The sequence below is a fragment of the Streptomyces sp. NTH33 genome, from assembly GCF_003236365.1.
Lineage (GTDB): Bacteria > Actinomycetota > Actinomycetes > Streptomycetales > Streptomycetaceae > Streptomyces.
In genome coordinates, this window is the sequence record NZ_POTZ01000704.1 from 1 (window position 1) to 2,554 (window position 2,554).

The 2,554-nt window shown below is 71.8% G+C and carries 3 protein-coding genes; 1 reads left to right on the forward strand and 2 read right to left on the reverse strand.

The genetic code is table 11. The features are described from left to right. Window positions 1–185 (reverse strand): RskA family anti-sigma factor (locus C1I97_RS35215; protein WP_181447059.1); only part of this gene is annotated, 185 nt, incomplete at its 3' end. Further along, window positions 182–769 (reverse strand): sigma-70 family RNA polymerase sigma factor, encoded by a 588-nt coding sequence (locus C1I97_RS35220; RefSeq protein WP_111007020.1) that lies wholly within the window; start codon window positions 767–769, stop codon window positions 182–184. The genes C1I97_RS35215 and C1I97_RS35220, both read right to left, overlap by 4 nt. 163 nt (window positions 770–932) lie before the next feature. Between C1I97_RS35220 and C1I97_RS35225 the strand changes: the two genes are divergently transcribed. Further along, a complete protein-coding gene (locus tag C1I97_RS35225; RefSeq protein ID WP_111007021.1) occupies window positions 933–2,504 on the forward strand; it encodes a DUF4331 domain-containing protein in 1,572 nt (523 codons plus the stop codon). The last annotated feature ends 50 nt before the right edge of the window (window positions 2,505–2,554 follow it).

Here is a 2,554-nt window from a genome sequence, read left to right on the forward strand (position 1 = left end):
GCCGTGGACCAGGCCAGGCGGACCGCGTCCTCCGAGAGGTCGCGCACCTCGGCGGCGCACGGGCCGCACTTCCTCACGTGCTTCTCGAAGCGGGCCCGTTCGGCGGGCTCCAGGGCGTCGAGGGCGTAGGGTGCGGCCAGCGAGTGCAGGTCCCCGCGGCGCAGCAGGCGGTCGAGCAGGCTCACGCGACACCTCCCAGGCACTCGCGCAGCCGGGTGAGTCCGTCGCGCATCCGCGTCTTGACCGTGCCCAGCGGCAGGGACAGCCGCTCGGCCACTTCACGGTATGTGTAGCCGTCGTAGTAGGCGAGGGTGACGGACTGGCGCTGCAGCGCGGTGAGGCGGTTCAGGCAGCGCCGTACCCACTCGCGTTCCAGGCCGGCCTCGACCTCCTCGGTGACGTGGTCGAAGGCGGGCGAGGCGGCGCGCAGCGCCTCGCGGCGCTCGCGTTCGCCGGCGGCGCGGACGCTGCGCACCCGGTCGACGGCGCGGCGGTGGGCGAGGGTGAGCACCCAGGACAGGGCGCTGCCCCGCTCGGGGTCGAACCTGGCGGCGGAGCGCCACAGTTCGAGCAGCACCTCCTGGGCCACCTCCTCGGACTGGGCGGGGTCGCGCACCACGCGCCGCACCAGCCCGTAGACGGGCCCGGACACCAGCCCGTACAGCTCCTCGAATGCCATCTGGTCGCCCCCTGCCACGAGCACCAGAAGCTCGTCCGCCTCCACTCGTCGCCCCCTCTCCGCGGCCGCCGTGGGCCCGTCCTGTCGCATGCGGCGCGCGCGGCGGGCGCGCCCTTCGAGTGAGGTACGGATCAGCGGGCCGAAAACGCGGGTCGAGCAGGGGGAAAAGAATTTTCCCGGCCGACCAATCCGGCCCGGCCCGGCCTCCGAATCCCCGAGCGACAGACCAAGTTGGCACTGAGGACGGATCGGCATGACACCTTTCTCCAGTCTCTCCAGGGGCGATGGGGGCACGCCCGGGCGCTCCGCTCCGCGGGAGGGCCACCGGGGCCTCGCCTCCCTCATCTGCGGCGCGCTGGCCGCCGGGGGGCTCGCGGCCGCCGGCGTGGCCACGCTGGAACCGGGGGAGGCCGCCGCCTCCAGCCACCGGGAGGCCCCACTCGTCTCGGGGGCCCCGCAGTACGACAACACGGACCTGTACGCGTTCGTCAGCCCGGACCGGCCCGACACGACGACGATCGTGGCGAACTGGATCCCGTTCCAGGAGCCGGCCGGCGGCCCGAACTTCTACACGTTCGCGGACGACGCGCAGTACGACCTGCGCATCGACAACGACGGTGACGCGCAGGAGGACCTGGTCTTCCGCTACACCTTCAGGACGCACGTCAAGAACAAGGACACGTTCCTGTACAACACGGGCCCGGTGCACAGTCTGAAGGACCCGACGCTGAACGTGACCCAGACCTACAGCCTCGACCTGATCAAGCTGCGCCACCGGAAGCAGGTGGCCAGGACCCGGGTCGCGGACGGTGTGCCGGTGGCGCCGTCGAACGTCGGCAAGGCGTCGATGCCGGACTACGGCAGGCTGCGGGCCGAGGCGGTCCACAAGACGGCGGGCGGTGCGGCGACCTTCGCCGGGCAGGCCGACGACCCGTTCTTCGCGGACCTGCGCGTCTTCGACCTGCTGTACGGCGGGAACCTCTCCGAGGTCGGCAACGACACGCTCAAGGGCTACAACGTCAACACGATCGCGCTGCAGGTGCCGAACGACCTGATCCGCGAGTCGGAGAAGCAGCCCGTGGTGGGCATCTGGTCGACCACCCAGCGCGGGAACGCGCGCGGCGGCTTCACCCAGGTCTCCCGGCTGGGCAACCCGCTCGTCAACGAGGTCGTCAACCCGCAGAAGGACAAGGACGGGTTCAACGCGTCCTCGCCGTACGACGACGCGCAGTTCCTGAAGAACGTCACCCATCCCGAGCTGCCGAAGCTCATCGAGCAGATCTACAAGATCCCCGCTCCCGCCGAGCCGCGCAACGACCTCGTCGACGTGTTCCTCAAGGGCGTGAAGGGCCTCAACCAGCAGCCGTACGTGCGCCCGTCGGAGCAGCTGCGCCTGAACACCTCGGTCGAACCGAGCGCGCACCCCAAGCGGCTGGGCGTCCTCGACGGCGACAACGCGGGCTTCCCGAACGGCCGCCGGCTCACCGACGACGTGATCGACGCCGCGTTGCAGGTGGTGGAGGGCGAGCTGGTCGGCGCGAAGAACGACCTGGGCGACGCGGTCGACGCGAACGACAAGAAGTTCGAGAAGTCCTTCCCGTACGTCGCCGAGCCGACGGCCGGTTCACGCGGGCGGCTCGCCAAGGGCACGCAGAGCGGTGCGGACGTGCGCAGCCAACTGGGCGACGCGCTGCGGCCGGCGGGGTCCTCCGGCTCCGGCGACACGGTGCTGATCGCCGGCTCGGCGGCCGCGGGCGCGGCCGGCGTCCTGCTGATCGGCACGGCCCTGGCCTGGTGGCGCCGCCGCATGCAGCGCCCGTACTGACAGCCACCCCCCACCCACCGACTGGCGCGGCCCGCGCCGTGGGGGGTGGA

Bases quoted from the DNA above. Each gene is read 5' to 3' on its own strand.
- C1I97_RS35220 (WP_111007020.1), bottom strand. From the start codon at position 769: ATGCGACAGGACGGGCCCACGGCGGCCGCGGAGAGGGGGCGACGAGTG.
- C1I97_RS35225 (WP_111007021.1), top strand. From the start codon at position 933: ATGACACCTTTCTCCAGTCTCTCCAGGGGCGATGGGGGCACGCCCGGG.